The organism is Paracoccus aestuariivivens (assembly GCF_009711225.1).
GTDB classification, from domain to species: Bacteria; Pseudomonadota; Alphaproteobacteria; order Rhodobacterales; family Rhodobacteraceae; genus Paracoccus; species Paracoccus aestuariivivens.
In genome coordinates this window covers 260673-280897 of record NZ_WMIE01000002.1, presented here as the reverse complement: position 1 = coordinate 280897, position 20225 = coordinate 260673, and the positions used below count along the sequence as shown (strand labels likewise).

The 20225-nt window shown below is 62.9% G+C and carries 21 protein-coding genes; 12 read left to right on the top strand and 9 right to left on the bottom strand.

Going from position 1 to position 20225, the window contains the following annotated elements:
• Positions 1–128 precede the first annotated feature (128 nt).
• The 3 genes from GL286_RS06860 to GL286_RS06850 are packed head-to-tail and all read right to left on the bottom strand — an operon-like array spanning position 129 to position 4094.
• On the bottom strand, positions 129–407 hold the full coding sequence (locus GL286_RS06860; protein ID WP_170295076.1) for a S4 domain-containing protein: 279 nt from the start codon (positions 405–407) through the stop codon (positions 129–131).
• Positions 404–3355: a helicase-related protein gene (locus GL286_RS06855; protein ID WP_155094800.1), complete on the bottom strand. Its 2952-nt coding sequence runs from the start codon at positions 3353–3355 to the stop codon at positions 404–406. Before GL286_RS06855 ends, GL286_RS06860 begins: the two co-directional genes overlap by 4 nt.
• Before the next feature lies 1 nt (position 3356).
• Positions 3357–4094, bottom strand: a complete 738-nt coding sequence (locus GL286_RS06850; protein WP_155094923.1) for a tetratricopeptide repeat protein — start codon at positions 4092–4094, stop codon at positions 3357–3359.
• A gap of 58 nt (positions 4095–4152) precedes the next feature.
• Between GL286_RS06850 and GL286_RS06845 the strand changes: the two genes are divergently transcribed.
• The 8 genes from GL286_RS06845 (at position 4153) to GL286_RS06810 (ending at position 12305) form a co-directional block, all read left to right on the top strand.
• Positions 4153–4437 (top strand): SCP2 sterol-binding domain-containing protein, encoded by a 285-nt coding sequence (locus GL286_RS06845; RefSeq protein ID WP_155094799.1) that lies wholly within the window; start codon positions 4153–4155, stop codon positions 4435–4437.
• A gap of 17 nt (positions 4438–4454) precedes the next feature.
• Entirely contained in the window at positions 4455–5432 is a 978-nt protein-coding gene (locus tag GL286_RS06840; RefSeq protein ID WP_170295075.1) for an alpha/beta fold hydrolase, read from the top strand.
• Between the two features lie 66 nt (positions 5433–5498).
• The gene (locus GL286_RS06835) at positions 5499–7364 is read left to right on the top strand and encodes a M3 family oligoendopeptidase (RefSeq protein ID WP_155094797.1); all 1866 of its coding nucleotides are present in this window, start codon (positions 5499–5501) and stop codon (positions 7362–7364) included.
• Positions 7361–7846, top strand: a complete 486-nt coding sequence (locus GL286_RS06830) for a GNAT family N-acetyltransferase (protein WP_155094796.1) — start codon at positions 7361–7363, stop codon at positions 7844–7846. The genes GL286_RS06835 and GL286_RS06830 overlap by 4 nt, the downstream gene beginning before the upstream one ends.
• A 48-nt stretch (positions 7847–7894) precedes the next feature.
• Entirely contained in the window at positions 7895–9067 is a 1173-nt protein-coding gene (locus tag GL286_RS06825) for a membrane dipeptidase (RefSeq protein WP_170295074.1), read from the top strand.
• 34 nt (positions 9068–9101) lie between these two features.
• Positions 9102–9761 carry a glutathione S-transferase family protein gene (locus GL286_RS06820; protein WP_155094795.1) on the top strand — a complete coding sequence of 220 codons (660 nt, stop codon included), beginning with the start codon at positions 9102–9104 and terminating at the stop codon, positions 9759–9761.
• 241 nt (positions 9762–10002) lie between these two features.
• Positions 10003–11973: a DNA topoisomerase IV subunit B gene (parE, locus tag GL286_RS06815; RefSeq protein ID WP_155094794.1), complete on the top strand. Its 1971-nt coding sequence runs from the start codon at positions 10003–10005 to the stop codon at positions 11971–11973.
• On the top strand, positions 11973–12305 hold the full coding sequence (locus GL286_RS06810; protein ID WP_155094793.1) for a YnfA family protein: 333 nt from the start codon (positions 11973–11975) through the stop codon (positions 12303–12305). Before parE ends, GL286_RS06810 begins: the two co-directional genes overlap by 1 nt.
• Before the next feature lie 120 nt (positions 12306–12425).
• Here GL286_RS06810 and GL286_RS06805 read toward each other — a convergent pair whose 3' ends face one another.
• The 5 genes from GL286_RS06805 to GL286_RS06785 all read right to left on the bottom strand — a co-directional run bounded on the left by GL286_RS06805 (position 12426) and on the right by GL286_RS06785 (position 16358).
• Positions 12426–12884 carry a hypothetical protein gene (locus GL286_RS06805; protein ID WP_155094792.1) on the bottom strand — a complete coding sequence of 153 codons (459 nt, stop codon included), beginning with the start codon at positions 12882–12884 and terminating at the stop codon, positions 12426–12428.
• Positions 12885–13052: 168 nt separating this feature from the next.
• Positions 13053–13550 carry a phosphatase PAP2 family protein gene (locus GL286_RS06800; RefSeq protein WP_246184861.1) on the bottom strand — a complete coding sequence of 166 codons (498 nt, stop codon included), beginning with the start codon at positions 13548–13550 and terminating at the stop codon, positions 13053–13055.
• 150 nt (positions 13551–13700) lie between these two features.
• Positions 13701–14363: an ABC transporter ATP-binding protein gene (locus GL286_RS06795; protein ID WP_155094791.1), complete on the bottom strand. Its 663-nt coding sequence runs from the start codon at positions 14361–14363 to the stop codon at positions 13701–13703.
• Complete coding sequence (locus tag GL286_RS06790) at positions 14356–15657, bottom strand: lipoprotein-releasing ABC transporter permease subunit (protein ID WP_155094790.1); 1302 nt, start codon at positions 15655–15657, stop codon at positions 14356–14358. The genes GL286_RS06795 and GL286_RS06790 overlap by 8 nt, the downstream gene beginning before the upstream one ends.
• 74 nt (positions 15658–15731) lie before the next feature.
• A complete protein-coding gene (locus tag GL286_RS06785) occupies positions 15732–16358 on the bottom strand; it encodes a TetR/AcrR family transcriptional regulator (protein WP_155094789.1) in 627 nt (208 codons plus the stop codon).
• A gap of 254 nt (positions 16359–16612) precedes the next feature.
• Between GL286_RS06785 and GL286_RS06780 the strand changes: the two genes are divergently transcribed.
• Positions 16613–17488, top strand: coding sequence for a hypothetical protein (locus GL286_RS06780; protein ID WP_155094788.1), 876 nt, complete (start codon positions 16613–16615; stop codon positions 17486–17488).
• A 42-nt stretch (positions 17489–17530) separates the two neighbouring features.
• On the opposite strand, the gene GL286_RS06775 is transcribed toward GL286_RS06780, so the two are convergent.
• The gene (locus GL286_RS06775) at positions 17531–17782 is read right to left on the bottom strand and encodes a DUF2312 domain-containing protein (protein ID WP_155094787.1); all 252 of its coding nucleotides are present in this window, start codon (positions 17780–17782) and stop codon (positions 17531–17533) included.
• Positions 17783–17877: 95 nt separating this feature from the next.
• On the opposite strand from GL286_RS06775, the gene GL286_RS06770 reads away from it, so the two are divergent.
• The 3 genes from GL286_RS06770 (at position 17878) to GL286_RS06760 (ending at position 20220) form a co-directional block, all read left to right on the top strand.
• Positions 17878–18105, top strand: coding sequence for a hypothetical protein (locus GL286_RS06770; RefSeq protein WP_155094786.1), 228 nt, complete (start codon positions 17878–17880; stop codon positions 18103–18105).
• Between the two features lies 1 nt (position 18106).
• Positions 18107–18556 (top strand): D-aminoacyl-tRNA deacylase, encoded by a 450-nt coding sequence (dtd, locus tag GL286_RS06765; protein ID WP_155094785.1) that lies wholly within the window; start codon positions 18107–18109, stop codon positions 18554–18556.
• Positions 18557–18771: 215 nt separating this feature from the next.
• Positions 18772–20220: a DEAD/DEAH box helicase gene (locus GL286_RS06760; protein WP_246184860.1), complete on the top strand. Its 1449-nt coding sequence runs from the start codon at positions 18772–18774 to the stop codon at positions 20218–20220.
• The last annotated feature ends 5 nt before the right edge of the window (positions 20221–20225 follow it).

Sequence of the window (20225 nt, the reverse complement as noted above, 5' to 3'; positions counted from 1 at the left end):
TCGTGGACAAAATCATTCAAGGCCAGCCGGACGGAAAAGACCTGCATTGCCACAGTGCGTGAACTGGCAGAACGGCAGTCTAACCAAGTGACATTTTGTAGGAAAATGCTTCCCCCTGCCCGCTGCAGTCAGTGGTCCAGTTCTTCGTAAAGAACCGCGGCATCGGTGGCAGAGCCGCGACGCTCGCCCAACATCAGAACCCGCAGCACACGGACCTGACCATGCGCAGAAACCGTCACGGTATCGCCGTGTCGGACAATCTGCGCCGGTTTGAGACAGGGCTTGCCGTTGAGCCGGATCCCGCCCCGACCGATCGCATCGGCGGCAAGGGTGCGGGTCCGGAACAAACGGGCGTGATGCAGCCAGCGATCCAGACGGATGCTGGCTGCGAGTCCGGTTTCGCTCACGACTTGTTCTTGAGCGATGCCAGAATTGCGAAGGGGTTATCGGGATCGATCTTCTTTTCGGCTTTCGGAGGACGCGCCTCGAAGCTTTTCGGTCCCTCGTGGCGCGGCTTGCCCTTGCCTTCGAAACGCGGCTTGCCCTTGGGTCCACGTTCGCCACGGTTCTCGTCGCGACGCTTGCCACCCTCGCGGCCTTCGCGCGGCTTGCCTTGCGGCGCATCGCCGGACGCGGCTTCGCGGTCGCGACGCGGGCCGCGTTCGCCCTGCGCACGGCCACCTTGGCCCTGTCCACCACCCTGACGCTCGCCGCCACGCTCGGGACGACGGTTGCCACGCGGACGCGGAGCCCAGGTGAAGGTGTAGAACGTCTCAAGCTCGGCAGCGGCAACGGCGGTGTCCGCGGCTTCGGCATCCGACGCTTCCGGCTCGCCCGCTTCGGTTTCGGCGGCTTTGCGGGCGGCCTGCTCGGCTTCCCACTTGGCGCGGGTTTCGGCGGCCAGAACGCTTTCCTCTTCGGTCAGCGGGCGGTCGTGATCGGCAGACTCGGGCGCGGCTTCGACGACAGGTGCCGCTTCGACACGGGCCTTGGCGCGCTCGCCTTTTTCGGCGCGATACCCCAGACCCTGCATCAGGCCGGAGAACTGCTCAAGCGTCATGCCGGTGATCGACAGCATATCGGCAGTCGCTTCGAAACCGGCGCGGCTGTCCTGCGTGCGCAGCATGTCGGCCAGACGCTCCAGCATGTCGATGCGGATCGCGCGGTCGCCAGCCGGATGATAGCCCGACAGCGTGTAATAGCCCTTGGGAACCGAAGGCAGGTTCGGAATGGTCACCAGACCCGGAGGCGGGCTTTCGGGGAACTCGCCCATGCCCTGATCCAGCCCCCACAGCACCAGCCGCAGGCGCGTCGGCGCGGGCTTCAGCAGCGCGGGCTGGAAGATAGTGAACTGCCCGAAACGGACGCCATGCTTGCGCAGAAGCCCGCGCGAATCCTGATCCAGTTCCTTGACCTCGTTTGCCACACCTTCACGCGGCAGAACGCCCAGCGCCTCGACCAGACGGAAGGCGAAACCACGGGCCAGACCGGTCAGCGTTTCGTCATTCTTCAGCGTCAGCAGCGGCTCGAACGCGGTCGCAACCTTGCGGTCGATGAAGTGCTGCAGACGGCGACGCACTTTCTCGATGATTTCGGGACTGGCTTCTTCGTCCACGAAGGGCTCGACGCCGGGCTTCATCGCCTCGGAGCCCTTGACCAGCTTGCCGACCGCCGAACTGCCCCACATCAGGCCGCCCTGTTCGGTAAAATCCAGCTCGGTATCGGGAGCGTTATAGAACCTGTCGGCCCGAAGATGGAATTCGGGGCGCAATGCCTCATAGGCAGCGCGGGTCAGCATACGTGCCTCATCCCCGGTCGCACTCGGATCGGCGTGGAAGCGGAAACCTTCCAGACGGCCGGCGAATTCGCCTTCTACCGTCACTTCGCCCTTGTCGTTCACCTCGGCCACAAGGCTCTCCTTCTGCTTGAGCCGGCGCAAGAGCACTGATGTGCGCCGGTCCACGAATCTTTGCGTCAGTGCAGCATGCAGCGCATCCGACAAGCGATCTTCTACAGCGCGTGTCTCGGCGCGCCAATGGCTTTCGTCCGACACCCAGCCTGTACGCTGAGCGACATAGGTCCAGGTCCGGATAAATGCCAGCCGTTTCGACAAAGTGTCGATGTCACCTTGCACCTTGTCGATGCGCCTGATCTGCGTCTCCAGCCATTCGCTGGGCACGCCGCCTTCCTGCAGGAAGCCGTAGATCCGCGCCAGCAGCGTCGAATGCTCGGCCGGAGAGATGCCGCGAAAATCCGGAATCCGGCAGACATCCCATAGCAGACGCACATCTTTCGGATGGCGCAGACGATCCAGAATCTCGGGCATCGCTGCCAGAGATTTCAGCGCACGCAGATCGTCCGCCTCGCGGCCGCGCGTCAGCCATTCCGACTGCGGCGATGTTTCCAGACTAGCGATCAGCCGTTCGATCGTGCCGAATTCCAGCGCCGAATTGCGCCACATCAGACGACTGATCGGCTGGAAGCGGTGATTCTCGATGGCGTCGATCAGGCCCTCGTCCAACTGCCCCGCATCGCCGGTGACGCCGAAAGTGCCGGGTTCGGTATGCCGCCCGGCGCGTCCGGCGATCTGGCCCAACTCATGCGGGAACAGCGGGCGATAGCGGCGACCGTCGAATTTCTCGGTCCCCGAGAAGGCCACATGCTTGATGTCTAGGTTCAGGCCCATGCCGATAGCGTCCGTCGCCACCAGATAATCGACCTCGCCATGCTGGTACATCGCGACCTGAGCATTGCGCGTGCGGGGCGACAGCGCCCCCATGACCACCGCGCAACCGCCCTTCTGCCGCCGGATCAACTCGGCGGTGGCGTAAACCTCATCGACCGAAAAGCACACGATGGCCGAGCGCGGCGGCATCCGGCTGATCTTCTTCGATCCCGACCAGGTCAGCGTCGAGAACCGTTCGCGGCGCATGAACTGCACATTCGGGACCAGCGCAGCAATCGCGGGCCGCATGGTGTCGCTGCCCAGAAGCAGCGTCTCGTGCAGGCCCCGCATGTTCAGCAGCCGGTCGGTAAAGACATGGCCGCGCTCGGGGTCCGCACAAAGCTGGATCTCGTCGATGGCAACAAAGTCCGCACCGACCTCGGGCATGGCCTCGGTGGTGGCGACCCAGTATTGCACCCGCTCTGGGACGATGCGCTCCTCGCCTGTGACCAAAGCCACGACCGAGGGACCGCGTGCCTTCACGATGCGGTCATAGACCTCGCGCGCCAGCAGACGCAGCGGCAGTCCGATGACCCCCGTGCGATGTGCCAGCATCCGTTCGATTGCGTAATGCGTCTTGCCAGTATTGGTCGGGCCGAGAACGGCCGTGACCCTTGATCTGTCCTGCATGTCAGGCGTCCGTACCCTTTGTTTTTTCTTCCAGACGCTTCACGGCGTCGGCTGCATCTTCCTGATGCGGGTGGATCTTGAGGCTCGCGCGATACGCCGTCAGGGCGCGCGCGTCATCCCCCAATTCCTCGAACATGGTGCCAAGCTGGGTCAGCGCGCCGAAATGGCGTGGCTCCAGCGCCAGCACCTGCGCCATGTCCGCTATGGCGGGGCCAGTCTGGCCTTGCAGGTAGAACGCCACCCCCCGCAAGTACCACCCCGAGGCGAATTGCGGCGCATGATCGGTCAATGCGGTCAGATGGCCGATGGCTTCCTCGACATTACCGGCGTCCAGCGCCGCCTCGCCGCGCTTGTACAGCATATCCATACTGGCCGAGCCCGAACGCGACCAGATACGCAGGATATCGGTTTCCGCCCGTGCCCAAGTCTCGCCACCGGTCTGCCCCAATTCGCGGAACAGCAGGTCCAGATCCTCGCGTTCCTGCAAACGCGCTTCAGCGGTCGGTTCCGACGGTTCGGCAGGCGCGAAACCGGGATCGGCGCTTTCGCCTTCGGACGATTCGCCGTCCGGAGCTTCGTCATCGGGCATGATCTCGCCATCCGGGGCGGATTGCGCCGGTGGTTCATCCTGTCCGGGCAGCGGCAAATCCTGCTGCGCAAATACCTGTCCCGGCAACGCCAGCCACAGGCTGAACGCTGTCGTAACGGCAATTTGGTAATGGGGCCCTAGCCAACGCATATCCACTATGTAACTTTCCACCCAATCCATTTCCAGACACAGTCAGGGGAGAATTCTGATGAGCAAAGTGGTCAACGCAGCCGTTGCCGCCTTGGACGCCAAAGCCAAGGGCTTTGACGGCACCGCCAAATTCGTCATCGAGGGCGAAGGCAGCGTCTATATCGACGCAGACGGCGCCCGCGCGGACGACGCCGAAGCCGATGTGACCCTGACCGCCAGCCGCGAGACCTTCGAGGGCCTGCTCAACGGTGAAGTGAACCCGACCATGGCCTTCATGACCGGCAAACTCAAGGTTGACGGCTCGATGGGAACCGCGATGAAACTGGGTTCGATCCTGAGCTGAAGCCTGCGCGAGACATCGTGACGCCCGCCGAATTCCGCACCCTTCCCGGAGATTCCCCGCCGCAGGCGAAAGCCTTCTGGCTACGGACCGAAGACGGCGTGCGCCTGCGGGCGGCACTTTGGCGATCGGACAGCCCGCAAGGCAGCGTCCTGCTGTTTCCGGGCAGGACCGAATACATCGAGAAATACGATCCTGTCGCCCTGCAGCTTAACGCTGCGGGGTTTGATGTTATTTCGGCCGATTGGCGCGGTCAGGGCCAATCCGACCGCCTGATTGCCGATCCCCGCCCCGGCCATATCGCGCATTTCCTCGACTACCAGCGCGACGTGATCGAACTGGTCGTTGCGGCCAAGGAATTGGGCCTGCCCCGACCGTGGCACCTGCTTGCCCATTCCATGGGCGGTGCCATCGGATTTGCCGCGCTGCAAGACGGGCTTCCGGTCGTGTCGGCGGCCTTCTCGGCACCGATGTGGGGGCTGAACCGGACATGGCCGGTGCTGCAACTGGCGCGCCTGATCACTGCACTGGCCGAAAAGACCGGCTATAGTGAGTGTCCCGCTCCGGGCTCGGGCGGCTACGACCCCTTCGTGCTGCGCGCGTCGTTCCGCAAGAACCTGCTGACCACCGATGGCCCGCGCTGGGGCAGGATCGTGGCCGAGGCGGCATCCTGGCCCGAGCAGGCGATAGGCGGCGTCTCGAACCATTGGCTGTCCGAGGCATTGGCCGAATGCACCCGCATGGCCGCGCTGCCCTCGCCCGCACTGCCCGCCCTTGTCGGGCTTGGCAGCGATGAACGCATCGTCTCGCCGGACGCTATCCGCCGCCGCGTCCGGATGTGGCCGGAGGCGCGGCTGATGCTGCTTCCCGGCTGTCGTCACGAACCCATGATGGAGCGTGATCGCATCCGCACCCTTTTTCTTGATGCCGTCCTGACCCATTTCAGAACGGCAGCCCAGCGCCCCGATCCGCCAAACGGTGAGGGCAGCGGTATATAAGCACCCCTACGGGTTGCAGCTTGGCCCCGAACCCGTCAAATCTTGGGGCAATCGAAAGGACTGACCATGACGACCCTTGCCGCGATTCGCCTGTTGTCCCCGCTTTCCGGACGCAGCGTCCCCCATGATGACAACGCCCTGCCGGTTTCGGCGCAAGCCGTTGATCTGGGCGATCTGCCCGATTGGGATCTGACCGACCTGTATCCAGCGCCGGATTCGCCCGAACTGACGCAGGACATGGCCGATCTGCGCAAGGAATGTTGCCAGTTCTCGCGCGATTACGAAGGCAAGCTTGCCTCGCTGGACGGGCCGAAGATGCTGGAATGCATCGAACGCTACCAGCAGATCGACATCCTTGCCGGCCGGATCATGTCCTATGCGGGCCTGCGCTACTACCAGAACACCATGGACGGCGCGCGCGCCAAGCTGATGGGCGACCTGCAGGACCAGATCACCGAGCACACGACGAAGCTTGTCTTCTTCAGCCTCGAATTCAACCGCATCCCCGACACCCGCTACGAGGAAGTCTTTGCGGCGGCGAACGGTCCTGCCCGCTACAAGCCCGTCTTCGACCGTATGCGCGCCATGCGTCCCTATCAACTGTCGGACGAACTGGAACGCTTCCTGCACGACAATTCGGTCGTCGGTGCTGCCGCGTGGAACCGCCTGTTCGATGAAACCACCGCTGGCCTGACCTTCGACGTGAATGGCGAGGAACTCGGCATCGAGGCGACGCTCAACCTGCTGACCGATCACGACCGCACCAAGCGCGAGGCGGGCGCCCATGCGCTGGCCAAGGTCTTTGGCAAGAACATCAAGCTGTTCGCCCGCATCCATAACACGCTCGCCAAGGAAAAGGCGGTCGAGGACAAATGGCGCAAGATGCCGACGCCCCAGACCGGGCGGCACCTGTCGAACCATGTCGAACCCGAGGTGGTCGAGGCGCTGCGCAACGCCGTCACCTCCGCCTATCCGCGCCTCTCGCATCGCTACTACCGCCTGAAAGCGAAATGGCTGGGTCTGGACAAGCTGCAGGTCTGGGACCGCAACGCGCCCCTGCCCGGCGAAAGCCCGCGCCTTGTCGACTGGCCCGAGGCCCGCGCCACGGTCCTTGACGCCTATGCGGGCTTCTCGCCGAAACTCGCGGAACTGGCAGAACCCTTCTTCGACAAGGGCTGGATCGACGCGGGCGTGAAACCCGGCAAGGCTCCGGGCGCTTTCGCGCATCCGACCGTGACGACCGTGCATCCCTATGTGATGCTGAACTATCTGGGCAAACCGCGCGACGTGATGACCTTGGCGCATGAGTTGGGCCACGGCGTCCACCAGCGTCTGGCAGCAGGTCAGGGCGAGTTGCTGGCCTCGACGCCGCTGACGCTGGCGGAAACCGCATCCGTCTTTGGCGAGATGCTGACCTTCCGCGCGCTGCTGGCCAAGACCACAGATCCCGCCCAGCGCAAGACGCTTCTGGCCGGCAAGGTCGAGGACATGATCAACACGGTCGTGCGCCAGATCGCCTTCTACGATTTCGAATGCAAACTGCATGCCGCCCGCGCCCAAGGAGAACTCACCCCCGAGGATATCAACGCGCTGTGGATGTCGGTGCAGGGCGAAAGCCTTGGCGATGCCTTCGAGTTCATGCCGGGCTATGAAACCTTCTGGACCTATGTGCCGCATTTCGTGCACTCGCCCTTCTACGTCTATGCCTATGCCTTTGGCGACGGCCTCGTGAACGCGCTTTACGCGGCGTATGAGGAAGGCCTGCCGGACTTCCAGCAAAAATACTTCGCCATGCTCGCGGCGGGCGGCTCGCAACATCACAAGGAACTGCTGGCCCCGTTCGGTCTGGATGCATCGGACCCCGCCTTCTGGGACAAGGGCCTGTCCATGATCGAAGGCTTCATCGACGAGTTGGAAGCGATGGAGGCATGATCGCCCTTCAGGCATTGGGTCGGCACGAATACGACCGTGTCGCCCATATTGCCGTCGCCCCCGAGCAGGAAGGATTCTGCGGCACGATCGCGGGCCATTTCGAGATGGACGAGGCGGGTTGCGATTTCCACATCGTGACCCGTGACGATCATCCGGTCGGCTTCTTCAAGATCGATACCGCCTATCCGACCCGCTACGACTTCGCCCGCCCGGGCGAGGTCGGTCTGCGCGGCGTGATGATCGACCACAAGGAACAGGGCAAGGGCACCGGCAAAGCGGCGATGAAACTGCTGCGCTCCTACCTGCTGCGTAACTATCCTGTGGCGCGGACCTGCGTCCTGACCGTCAACGTCGTCAACCCCGTCGCTCGCGCGGTCTATCTTGCCGCGGGCTTTCAGGACGAGGGCGGCCTGTTCCACGGCGGTCGCATCGGCCCGCAACACATCCTGCGGCTGTACTTGTCCAAAATGGCGGTCGCCTAGTCCCGACCGCTCGCATATCCTGCACAAGCACGCAAACGGAGGAACGCCGTGATTAGGCGCATTTTTTCGGGCCTCATCGTCCTTATCATCCTTGCCACCATCGCAGTCGTGGTCTGGGGTCCCGCCTATGTCGAGCGCAGCCTCAATCCTGTCACCGGTCCCGCCGAGGGCTGGCCGGTCTCGCCTCAGGCGCAGGCGCTGCATGACAGCCTGACCATCGGCGACCTGCATTCGGACGCCCTGCTATGGGATCGCGACCTCCGCACAAGGGTCGATCGCGGCCATACCGACATCCCCCGACTGGCCGAGGGCAATGTCGCGCTTCAGGTCTTCACCACCGTAACGAAAAGTCCGCGCGGCCAGAACTATTCCCATAACGAAACCGAAGCGCCCGATAATATCACGCCGCTGTTCATCGGTCAGCTTCGTCCGGTCCATAGCTGGTTCAGCCTCAAGGAGCGCGCCTTGGCGCAAGCCGCAGACCTGAGCCGCGCCGCCGCGGAATCTCCCGAGCAACTGTTGATCATCCGCTCGCCCGAGGATCTGCAAACCCTGCTCGAAACCCGACGGAACGGGGCCAAGACCGTCGGCGCCATCCTTGGCATGGAGGGCGCGCATCCGCTTGAAGGCAAGCTCGACAACCTGCGCGTTCTTTACGGCGCGGGCTTCCGTTTGATCGGGTTGACGCATTTCTTCGACAACGAGATTGGCGGCAGTCTGCACGGCAAGGGCGGCCCGAATTCCGGCCTGACCGAATTTGGCCGCGAGGTCGTGCGCGAAGCGGTCGCGCGACGCATGATCATCGATCTGGCCCATGCCAGCCAACAGACGGTGCGCGACGTGCTGGCCATGCCGGGAACCCATCCGGTCCTGTCCCATACCGGCATCTACAGCCATTGCCCCAGCCCGCGTAACCTGTCTGACGAACTGGTCAAGGCCATCGCCGCCAAAGGTGGGCTGATCGGCATCGGTTACTGGTCAGATGTGGTTTGCGGCAATACGCCCGCCGATATCGCCAAGGCGATCCAGACCGCGATCCGTCTGGTCGGCGACGATCACGTCGCGCTCGGCTCCGATTTCGATGGCTCGGTCGATGCGCCGTTCGATGCCTCGGATCTGGCGGTACTGACGCAGGCGCTGATGGATGTGGGCCTGAATGACGACCAAATTTCGAAAGTCATGGGCGGCAATATGATACGCTATCTTGCCGAGACGCTCTAACCGCGTCAATCTCCGGAAAAATGTCGAGGAATCAATGCTGACCATCTACGGAGTGACGCGCTCGCGCGCCTCGCGCATCATCTGGCTCTGCCACGAACTCGGGCTGCCGTTCCAGCAGGTTCCTGTGATTCAGGCCTATCGCCTGCCCGATCCGGATTCGCCCTCGGCGCCGCTCAACACCCGCTCGGAAAGTTTCCTGAAACTATCCCCCGCAGGTGCGATTCCCGTCATCCGCGACGGAGAGCTGACGTTGTCGGAATCCCTCGCCTGCACCCTGTATCTGGCCCGCAAGCACGGTCAGCCCTTCGGTCCCGCCAATGCCTCCGAAGACGCGCAGATGCTGCAATGGGGGTTTTACGCCGTCTCATCGATCGAACAGGACGCGCTGACGATCCTTTACCTACACAAGCAGGGGCAACAGCAATCGGGGGCCGATCAAGCCGCGATTGCCAATGCCTCGGAACGTCTGATCCGTCCCCTGACCGTGCTGGAGGGCCATCTCGCCCGCCGCAGCTACCTTGTCGCCGACCGCTTCACCGTCGCGGATATCAACATGGCCGAGGTGCTGCGTTACGCACAGGGCCATCACGCGCTGCTCGACCAGTTCCCCTCGGTGACGGCATGGCTGAACGACTGTCAGGCCCGTCCCGGCTTCCGCAAGATGTGGAACGAACGCCTGAACGAACCCGAATAACGACAATCGCAGCGGGGGGTAGGCCCTCCGCTGCGACCCGATCGTGAACAGCTGACTCATCAACACCCGCCGCCTGCCGCATTCGGTCGCATCTGTCCTTGATGCACGTCAAATTTTACGCCGATATCGGCCTTACCCCTACCATCTGTTGCGGTCCCCGAATCTCGTGACGCTTCCCCTTGCTCCGCGCCCCCGCAACGTGAGATAACCCCGCCTCAGAAGAACAAGACGAGCAGGTGCGATGGCAGACGATCTTTTCCCGATCTCGGACAAGGCAACCGAGAGCTATTCCGCTGCCTCCATCGAAGTCCTTGAGGGGCTGGAACCCGTCCGCAAGCGCCCCGGCATGTATATCGGCGGCACGGACGAACGCGCGCTGCACCACCTCGTCGCCGAGATCCTCGACAACTCGATGGACGAGGCCGTCGCTGGCCACGCCTCCCGCATCGAGGTCGAGCTTTGCGCCGATTTCTCGGTCATCGTCCGCGACAATGGCCGCGGCATCCCGATCGACCCGCATCCGAAATTCCCCGGCAAATCCGCGCTGGAGGTGATCCTTTGCACCCTTCACGCGGGCGGCAAGTTCTCGGGCGACGCCTACCAGACCTCGGGCGGCCTGCACGGCGTCGGCGCATCCGTGGTGAACGCGCTGTCCGACAGCATGGTGGTGCAGGTCGCGCGCAACAAGGAACTGTTCCAGCAAAGCTTCTCGCGCGGCATCCCGCAAGGCCCGGTCGAGAAAATCGGCGCCGCCCCGAACCGCCGCGGCACCACCGTGACCTTCCACGCCGATGAGCAGATCTTCGGCCATCACCGTTTCAAGCCCTCGCGGCTGATCAAGATGGTGAAGTCGAAAGCCTACCTTTTCTCGGGCGTCGAGATCCGCTGGAAATCCGAGATCGACGACGGCGAAACGCCCACCGAGGCCACCTTCCACTTCCCCGGCGGCCTCGCCGACTACCTGACCGAGACGCTGGGCAAATCCTCGACCTATGCCGACCGCCCCTTCGCGGGCAGCGTGGATTTCAAGGAAAAGTTCAACGTCCCCGGCAAGGTCGACTGGGCGATCAACTGGACCCCCGCCCGCGACGGCTTCATCCAGTCCTATTGTAACACCGTCCCCACCCCCGAGGGCGGCACCCACGAAGCCGGTTTCTGGTCCGCGATTCTCAAGGGCATCCGCGGCTATGGCGAACTCATCAACAACAAGAAAGCCGCGAACATCACGCGCGAGGACCTGCTGACCGGCGGCTGCGCCCTTGTCAGCTGCTTCATCCGCGAGCCGGAATTCGTCGGCCAGACCAAAGACCGCCTTGCCACGACCGAGGCCACCCGCCTTGTCGAAGGCGCGGTCCGCGACCATTTCGACAACTGGCTGGCGGCGGATACGAAATCGGCAGGCGCGATCCTCGACTTCCTGATCCTGCGCGCCGAGGAACGCCTGCGCCGCAAGCAAGAAAAGGAAACCGCCCGCAAGACCGCCACGAAAAAGCTGCGCCTGCCCGGCAAGCTGGTCGATTGCTCGGCCACCAACCGCGAGGGGACGGAACTGTTCATCGTCGAGGGTGACTCGGCAGGCGGCAGCGCGAAAATGGCCCGTGAACGCCAGACCCAAGCCCTGCTGCCGCTCCGCGGCAAGATCCTGAACGTGCTGGGCGCGGCGTCCTCGAAGCTGGGCTCGAACCAAGAGATCAACGACCTCTGCCAAGCCCTCGGCGTCAGCATGGGCTCGAAATTCAACGTCGAGGATCTGCGCTACGACAAGGTCATCATCATGACCGACGCCGATGTCGACGGCGCGCATATCGCCTCGCTTCTGATGACCTTCTTCTTCACCCAGATGCGCCCGATGATCGACAAGGGGCATCTGTATCTGGCCTGCCCGCCCCTCTACCGCCTGACCCAAGGCGCGCATCGCGTCTATGTCGCCGACGATGCCGAGAAAGAGGCGATGCTGGCCAAGGGCCTTGGCGGCAAGGGCAAGATCGACGTGCAGCGCTTCAAGGGTCTGGGCGAGATGGACGCCAAGGACCTGAAGGACACGACGATGAACCCCAAGACGCGCAAGCTGATCCGGGTCTCGATCGATGAGGACGAAGGCGGCGAGACCGGCGATCTGGTCGAGCGCCTGATGGGCAAAAAGCCCGAGTTGCGTTTCCAGTTCATCCAGGAAAACGCGCAATTCGCCGATACCGAGAATCTCGACGTCTGATGACCCTGCTCGCGCCGCTTGGCCTCTACCTGCTGGCGGCGCTTGCCGAAATCGCCGGCTGCTTCGCCTTCTGGGCATGGCTGCGGCTGGACCGCTCGCCGCTATGGCTCCTCCCCGGCATGTTGTCGCTCGCGCTTTTCGCTTGGCTCCTGACCCGCGTCGACGTGGACTACTCCGGCCGCGCCTATGCGGCCTACGGAGGCATCTACGTCTTGGCCTCCCTCGGCTGGCTCTGGATCACCGAGGGCCAAATCCCAACGCGGTGGGATCTGCTGGGCGGAGCGTTATGCGTGCTGGGGGCTGTGGTGGTGCTAGTGGGGGCGCGGGCGTAATGAGGCGCCCGCGCGCCTAAGGGATTGCGTGACAAACCACACACTCTCTACTTGCAAACTCTATCCCGCCAAGGATCAGTTTCGAACCAGAATGAGTGCACGCCGCATAAGAAAACGAAACTATTCCGCTCCGTATGCGAACTGCGCCATATCGTACACATACTTATTGGCTGAACGTTGATCACGGATCAGGCCCCACTCTCCCGTGTCAGTGATGACTCGATTCATCGCAGTAGCAGTTTTCCTGCCCCAAACCCCGTCCGCTGAATACAGGCCCGCCCCCGAAGCGATGAGATTGTTTTGAACGGCTAGGCGTTCTTCGCGGCTTAGGCTGCGAAAGGCCGTTTCGATCATGTCCATTTTGGTCGCCGACGCCGAGGCAGGAAGTGGGGCGGCCGTTGTGGCTTGTGGAGCGGCACCTGAACCAACTTGACCTGTGATCATGCCAATGGCTGCTGCTGCCGCAAGTCCTTTCAATACGTCCTTCTCGGTCTCTCCAATGGCATGCGCCGGAGACGCGATCTGCCCAGCGAGCAATAGACCAGTGGACACGGACAAGAGCGTTTTGCGAATAGTCATTGTATTTCCTTAATTAAATCTTGTCGAAGTTATCAAAGAAAGACAATGCGGGTCCAGACTGATTTGCTGGGCTGTCTTGCGGTTGGACTCGTGCCTTTCCACAAATTCCGCACCTGACTGCGCCATTCGGGAATCCTGCCGCGACTTAATCACTCAAGTGCAAAGCACTCAAAACCGCATCCCCACCTCAAACCGCGCTTCTTCGGACCCGATCCCGAAGCTCGCGGCGCCCAAGGAAAACCCAATCAGCGCGCCCGTCCAGGCCTGTTCGGGCGTATGCTCTCCGGCATGGACGCGGCTCCAACCGGTCAGGCCCGCCGCGCCATAGGCCAGCGCGCCCGCTGCCTCCTCATCCTCGAAGCATTTCCCCGCAAGGTCCGAGGCTCCGAAAAACGCCGCCGCCGTATGGCCTGACGGAAAGCCCTTGCCCTCGCCCGAGGGGCGCTGCGAGATCGGCGAGCCGTCGAAATATTCCTTCATCCCCCAGACCAGGGCCGTCTGCAAAATGCCTCGGACCGCGAAATCCTCCAGCCGGTCCTGATCCGCCGCGCAAACCGCCGCCGCCAAGGGCAGCCCGTATTTCATCGTCGTACCGAATTGCTCGAACGGGTCTGCCGCAACTGGCCCCGCCAGACCAAGGACTGACACCGCCGCCACCGCCTTCATCACATTTTCCTCCGCTTTTTCGGTGTACGCCCTGTGTACAGCCGGTGTACGCGCGCTGCACAGATGTCACAGCAAAAATGCCAGCAAATGCTGGCATTCCCGCATCACGCTCCCTGCGCCGTGCATCACGCAACGCGCGCAGGCGTTGCCTCACTCGCCCAGACGGATCACCCGATCCATGCGGGCGGCGAGGTCCATGTTATGGGTCGCGATCAGGGCCGACAGGCCGGTCTCGCGCACCAGCGTCATCAGCACGTCGAAGACCTTGTCCGAGGTCGCCGGATCAAGGTTCCCCGTCGGCTCATCCGCCAACAAAAGCGAGGGCGCATTCGCCAGCGCCCGACAAAAGGCCACCCGCTGCTGCTCGCCCCCCGACATCTGTGCGGGGCGATGATCGGCGCGATGGCTTAAGCCCACGCGCCCCAGCAAATCCAGCGCCCGCGCCTGCGCGGCGCCCGATGACACGCCATTCGCCAATTGCGGCAGAACGATATTTTCCGCCGCCGAGAATTCCGGCAGCAGATGGTGGAACTGGTAGACAAAGCCAAGATCCTCGCGCCGCGCCTCGGTCCGGGCGCGGTCGGGCTGGCCGCTCATGTCGCGGCCATTCAAGAGAACCCGCCCGCTATCGGCCGTGTCCAGCAGCCCCGCAATATGCAGCAGCGTCGATTTCCCGGCCCCCGAGGGCGCGACCAAAGCCACCACCTCGCCCCGACCAACCGACAGCGACAGGTCCTGCAAGACCGCGACCGGGGCTGGCCCATCCTTACCATAGGTCTTTGAAATCGCGTCAAGAACCAAAACATCACTCATAGCGCAGCGCCTCGACAGGGTTCATGCGGGCCGCCCGGCGCGCGGGGAAAATGGTGACGATGAAGGACAAGGCCAGCGACAGCGCCACGGCCTTCGCAATATCCGCCCCGCGCAGTTTCGCGGGCAGCTCATAGATGCCGCGCACCGAAGGGTCCCATGCCCCTCCGCCCGAAAACCAGTTCACGAAGCTCATGATATGGTCGACATTCAGCGCGAAAATCACGCCCAACACGACCCCCGCGATCGTCCCGATCACCCCGGTAAACGCCCCGCACAGGAAGAAGACGCGCAGCACTGCGCCCTCGGTCAGGCCCATCGTCCGCAGGATGCCGATGTCGCGGCCCTTGTTCTTGACCAGCATGATCAGCCCCGAGGTGATGTTCATCGAGGCGATCAGCACGAGGATCGACAGGATGATGAACATCACGTCGTCCTCGACATCCAGCGCCTTGAGGAAGCTCCCCGAGGCATCGCGCCACGTCCAGACCTGCGCCCGTTCACCCGCCGTCTGGATCAGCGGCATGGTGAAATCGTCAACCTTTTCCGGATCTTCGACAAAGACCTCGATTTCATCCGCGACGCCTTCGCGGTTGAAATAGCTCTGCGCCTCGGGCATCGGCATGTAGATCCGCGTGCGGTCGATATCATAACGTCCGGCGGTAAAGACATAAGTCACGTCATAGCTCTCGACGCGCGGAGTCGTCCCGACCGCCGTCTGCGCCCCATCGGGCGAGATCAGTCGCACCCGATCCCCCACGCCTACACCCAACTCGCGCGCAAGACCCGAGCCGATGGCGATGCCCTTGTCGAAATCGTCGATATTGCCCATGCCGGTCTCGGGATCGGCGATGCGCGGGATCGCCTTCAGCGCGTCCAGCGTCAGGCCATAGACCTCGGCCACGTTGTTCGCGTCATTCTGGCTGGCCATGACCTGCCCGCGCACCACCGGGGTCGCGCGGGTCACGCCCGGCAGCGCCGCGATCTTGGCCGCAAGCCCATCGTAATCCTCGATCCGGCCGGGGGTGACATAGGTTTCCTCGGTCAGGTCGTTATAGATCGAGGTCGGGCTGTAATAGACCGTGCTATGGGCATTCGCGCCAAGGATCGTATCCACGAACTCGGCACGAAAGCCCGCCCGCACGGCCAAGGTCGCGATCAGCGCCATGACGCCCAAGGTGATCCCGATCAGGCTGATCCATGTCATCACGCTGACGCCGCCCTCGGCCCGCCTTGCGCGTAAGTAGCGCCAAGCGATCATGAATTCATAGCGCGAGAACGGAGCCGGACTGGCCATCGGTCACCTGTCAGTTGGGTCGCAACTGATTGGCGTGTCGGACCTGAATATGCAAGCCAACAACCGTGTGAAGGTCAGGCACTGACCCGAGGAGCGTCCAGCATCCGGCGGGTAAACAAATGCAGCGCCGCCTGGGCCGTCGCCAGCGGCGAACGATCCGGCAGCCAGCGCGACAGGTCGCCGCTCAGCATCTTGACCGTCAGCCCATGTGCAAAGGCATAGGCCACCGGGACCAGCAACCCGACATCCTCGTCAGGTGCCAGATGGCCATCTTCCTGCGCACGCCGCAAAATCCGCCCCATGAGCACGTGCAGGCCGTGTTCGTAGCGCGTCAGGTCGGGATACTCACGGAACTCGTCATCCGGCATCTTGCCGATAAGCTGGAATTCCCGCGGATGGTCATGCGCCCATTCCACATAGGCATCGGCAAGCGCCTCGAACTGCGTGAGCCAGCCCTCTTCGCTGACGGCAGCCATCGAGCGCACACATTGGTCATGCAGCAGCAGCATCGCGTTACGCATCGTCGCGTCAAGAAGTTCGCCCTCGTCGTCGAACATCGTTGACAGGCCGCCACGCTCGAGCCCGAGCCGTTTCTCGACTTCGGCAAGGCTTGGATGCATGCCGGTCGCCCCCGTCAATGCGGTAAACGTCTCGACGGCATCGACGTAAAGATTGCTCCCGGGCCGAACTGCGTAACCCATTGCCCATCCTCCAGTAGGACCGCCAAGCGCGACGGCCCATGCCTTTTGTCCACCCTCGGTCCATCTGGTCGAATTAACCAAGATTATGCATTGCGGCGCTGTTTTGAAACGAGAAACGCCGAAACCCCTGCCAACCGGCAAGATGCAGCCTAGACAAGCGGGTTGCTGCCGATAATCAGAACCTGCTGACGGTTTCCCTTGCCGGTTTTGCCCGTTACTGTTCGTCCAGTTGAAGCGGATTAGGAGTTCGGGCCATGCAGGTCGCCTTCCATTGTGGTGTCCACGGCACTGACCTCTATCGCATGGTCAAGACACTGATGCAGAACCGTGACTGGCTGCATGAGAACGGTGTCGAGCCTTTGACCCCGAACAAGCACCGCGATGTCTTCGGCGAAGCGCTTTCGGCACTGAAAGGCGGCGCGGCCTCGCCCGAAATGGAACAGGTGATGCTGGACGCCATCCTTGATACGGACGAGCCGCAGCGCATCGTCTTCAGCACGCCGACATTTCTGGGCAAGGCCGAACGCGCGATCTCGAGCGAGGGGCTGTACGCCACGGCGGGCACCAAACTGGCCGCACTGGCCAATCTTTTTCCCAATGCCGAGGTCGAGTTCTTCATCGGCATGAAGAACCCCGCCACGCTGATCCCGTTTGTCCTGAGCCAAGAGGGCAGCGGAACCTACGAACAGGTGATGGGCGCGACCCCGCCCGAGTCGCTTCGCTGGGCTCCGGCGATCAAGCGCATCGTCGCCGCAACACCGGGTTGCCATCTGGTCGTCTGGTGCCATGAGGACACCTCGCTGATCTGGCCCGAGGTCGTGCGCCGTGTCGCGACCATGCCCAGCGATGTGCCGTTGAAAGCGGGTCTACAGGTTCTGGCCGATATCCTGCACCCCGACGGGATCGAGATGGTCCGCGAGGAAATGTCCAAGCAGGATCGTCTGACGATCGAGACTCGCCGCACCATATTCGCGGCGGCGCTACAGCGTCACGCCCTGCCCGCGCAAATCGAGATGGAGGTCGATCTGCCGGGCTGGGATCAGGATCTGGTCGACCACATTAGCAATCTTTACGACGAGGATGTCGCTGAAATCGCGGAAATGGCCGAGGTCGAATTCATCGCGCCCTGACACCTTGCCACAAAAAAGAAAGGGGGCCGTGGCCCCCTTTCGTCAGATCATGCCAAGTGCAGCCTTGTACATGTCCATGATTGCCTCTTCCTCGGCGATGTCGTCCTTGTCGCGCTTGCGCAGCGCGATGACTTTACGCATCACCTTGGTGTCGTAGCCGCGTGCCTTGGCTTCAGCCATCAGTTCTTTCTGGCGTTCAGCCACGTCTGCCTTCTCAGCGTCGAGCGCTTCGAACTGCTCGATGAACTGGCGCAGCTCGCCGGCTGCGATGCCATAGGCGTTGTCGTCCTGCATGGTCCGCTCCTTTGTGGTAGGCAGCGGTCTAGGCCGTCTTGCAGGCTTGTGCAATCGCCGCTAGTCCGCTGCTGGACATTGGACGGAGAGCGGGAATGACGATCTGGGACGGGCTGATCTGGGGTGGCACGACACTGACGGTTCTGGGCCTGGCTGCGCTATGCTGGTGCATCCTGACCGCAGCGAAAGCCAAGGCGAAGCAAGCCGATGACGAGGCGATGCGCAAGATCATGCGCAAGGTCGTCACCGTCAACATGGCGGCGCTGGCAGCTTCGGTCTTTGGCCTGATGTTCGTGATCCTTGGCATCATGCTGGGCAAGTAACATGCGCGCCCTGATCCAGCGTGTCGCCGAGGCCGACGTCAAGGTCAGCGGCGAAAGCATCGGCAAGATCGACGCGGGTCTGCTGGTTCTGGTCTGTGCCATGCAGGGCGACCCGGACGACGCCCCCGAGAAACTGGCCGCCCGCATCGCCAAGCTGCGCATTTTCCGTGACGAGGCAGACAAGATGAACCGCTCGGTCACCGATATCGGCGGCGCGGTTCTGGTCGTCAGCCAGTTCACGCTGGCCGCCGATACCCGCACCGGTAACCGGCCCGGATTTTCCTCGGCCGAGGCTCCTGCGCGCGGCGAGGCGCTGTATCTTCGCTTTGTGGAAAGCCTGCGTAATCTGGGCCTTCCGGTTCAGACCGGCAGCTTCGGGGCGGATATGAAAGTGTCGCTGGTCAATGACGGGCCGGTGACGATCTGGATGGATTCCACAGACCGCGCTTGACTTTCTGGGCTTGCGGCCTCATTTGCTGGTCGATGCCGCCCGCTGCCGCGTGAGTAGCCGACGCCTTTGCGTCAGGTGGCCCTGACTTTCGGTTTCCCATTCACGCGGGGAGGCTAGCGGGCAATCCGTATCTCGCCCGCCCCTCGCAATCGCCGCGCATGACGCGGCCCCTTGTCATGCGCGCAGATACGCGGGCGGCATGGCCGAAAGATGTTATGACGAACGAAACCTCGCGCCCGAACCGTTCGGGCAAACCCCGCCACCATGGCGAGAACAAACCCCGTGGCGATCAGGGCGGCAAACCGCCGTTCCACCGCGATGGCAAGCCCAAACCCAACCCGAACCACCGTCGCATGCGCGCCGAGCCGGAAGAAAAATTCATCCGCCGCGCCATTCCCGATATCGACACGCCCTTCACCCAAATGGGCATTGATGCGCGCGTCGCGATCAACCTGCCTCCGATGGGCATCGAGGCCCCCTCGCCCATTCAGGAAAAAGCCATTCCCGGGATCGTCGCCGGTCGTGACCTGCTGGGCCTTGCGCAAACCGGTACCGGCAAGACGGCGGCCTTCGGCCTGCCGATGCTGACCCGCCTGCTGAATATCGGTCGTAAACCCGAGCCCAAGACCTGCCGCGCGCTGATCCTTGCGCCGACCCGCGAACTGGCCACCCAGATCGCCGAAAACATCGACGTCTATGCGGCTGGCACCGCCATCCGCCAGTTCCGCGTCGTGGGCGGCGCCTCGATCAATGTTCAGGTCATGCGCCTAGAACGCGGCGTTGATGTGCTGATTGCCACTCCGGGCCGTCTGATGGATCTGATCGAACGCGGTGCGCTGGATCTGTCGCAGACCAAATATCTGGTTCTCGACGAGGCGGACCAGATGCTGGACATCGGATTCATCCACACGCTGCGCCGGATCGCGAAAATGTTGCCACGCGAGCGTCAGACGCTGCTGTTCTCGGCCACCATGCCGAAGCTGATGGAAGAACTGGCCGAAAGCTACCTGACCGACCCGCTGAAAGTCGCCGTGAACCCTCCGGGTCAGGCTGCAGCGAAGATCGAGCAAGGCGTCCACTTCGTCAATCAGGGCGACAAGGCGACCTTGCTGGCCGAATATCTTGCCAAGCATCGCGACGAGTTGGCGATCGTGTTCGGCCGCACCAAGCATGGCTCGGAGAAGCTGTCGAAACTGCTGGAGAAATGGGGCTTCAAGGTCGCATCCATCCACGGCAACAAATCGCAGGGCCAGCGCGAGCGTGCGCTGTCGGGCTTCCGTAACGGCGAAACCAAGGTTCTGGTCGCGACCGACGTGGCCGCGCGTGGCATCGACATTCCCGATGTCGCCCATATCTACAACTACGACCTGCCGAACGTGCCGGAAAACTACGTCCACCGCATCGGCCGCACCGCGCGTGCCGGTCGCGACGGTCGCGCCATCGCGTTCTGCGCCCCCGCCGAGATGGGCGAACTTCGCGCCATCGAAAAGGCCATGAAAGCGCAGATTCCGGTGGTCGGTGGCGAAGTCCCGTTCGAGGCTAGCAAGATCCGCGAACGCGGCGGACCTGTCGGCCGTGGCGGTGCGCCGGGCAATGCTCAGGGTGCGCGCAAACGTCCGGCACGTCGCCCTTCGCGTGCGCCCAAGTCGGCTCACCACGACTAAACAAT